Origin of the sequence: Bacteroides sp. ET71 (genome assembly GCF_023336905.1) — a bacterium.
Taxonomy (GTDB): Bacteria; Bacteroidota; Bacteroidia; order Bacteroidales; family Bacteroidaceae; genus Bacteroides.
Genome location: NZ_JAMBLS010000099.1, coordinates 1 through 1,137, shown reverse-complemented (window position 1 = coordinate 1,137; position 1,137 = coordinate 1). Strand labels below are relative to the sequence as shown.

The 1,137-nt window shown below is 59.3% G+C and carries 2 protein-coding genes; both read right to left on the bottom strand.

Annotated features, from left to right (window positions below; genetic code table 11):
• Nucleotides 1–116 precede the first annotated feature (116 nt).
• Nucleotides 117–509, bottom strand: a complete 393-nt coding sequence (locus M3090_RS15325; RefSeq protein ID WP_087210225.1) for a DUF3408 domain-containing protein — start codon at nucleotides 507–509, stop codon at nucleotides 117–119.
• Between the two features lie 3 nt (nucleotides 510–512).
• Nucleotides 513–1,137 (bottom strand): ParA family protein (locus M3090_RS15320; protein ID WP_249057713.1); only part of this gene is annotated, 625 nt, incomplete at its 5' end.

Sequence of the window (1,137 nt, the reverse complement as noted above, 5' to 3'; positions counted from 1 at the left end):
GCTTTCGCGTTGCCTTTTCCGGCGTTCATGCCGCTCATACAGGAGATAGGCGGCTGTCCAGAGCAGGTAGCCCACGACGCATAACGTGATAAAGGTTGTCATAGATGGATTGTTTTCTAAAAGATTCCCGTATTCCGTTGCTCATATTCGCGCTCGATGTCCCCCTGCCAGTCGGCAAAATGCTTCTCTAACACATTGTCCACGTAGCTGAACAGCGATACCCGGTTGCCGCCGATGGTCTGCACGATGCGCTGTATCCGCTCATGGAACTCCTTGCGCAGATAGATGGTCTTGCCTAACCGGGCGCATACGGGAGACTCGTGGATGAACAGGCGGAGGTATTCGCTCTCATGGGCTGGCTTGATGTCCGGCTGTTCCGTTTGGCGGGGTGCGGGCGTTTCCGGCTCCACCGTAGGAGGGACGCCCTGAGCGGGCCGTTCTTCCTTGAACGAGGCGACGATGGAGCTTTCGTCCAGTTCCGTCAGGCTGATTTTCTTCCGTTCTCCCATAGCCTACCTCCCGATAATGGTGAGTATCTCTTCCGTTATCTCCCGGATATGGCTTCCTTTGGCGAGCGTGCCGTCCACGGGGAACAGCGTCGAGCGGAACACCGCCTTGTGTTCCCCCGTCAGTTCGCGCCGGAACCGCTTGCTGTCGGGCAGGAAGGTCTGCAGCACCTGCAAGCCCAGCTCCCGGATGATTCCCTCATACACCCCGTAGAGTTCCGACTTCTCGCGCCCGTCCACCATGTTCCACAGCAGGTACAGCCCCTTGATGTTCGTCTTGCCCGTGTCCATCAGCGTATCCTTCAGCTTGGTGGCGAAGCGCAGGGTGCTTTCCATCACCACCCGGTCTGCCGCGATGGGCGAGAAGATATAGTCCATGTTCGCCAGCGTCCGCAGCACGCCGCCGCTGTTCACCGTGCCGGGCAGGTCGAAGAACACGATGTCCGTGCCGGGCAGCCTCTCCAATAGTCCTTCCGCCTTTTCCACGGCATCCTCCGCCGTGCCCTCGACGACCGGGTAGGCTTTCTTGCCGATGCGTTGCAGTTGGCGGTAGGCCATCGCCTTGTAGTGTTCGTCCTCCATGACCGTTTTCAAGTCGCGCTTGCGCATCTCGGCGATGCTGTGCTGCGGG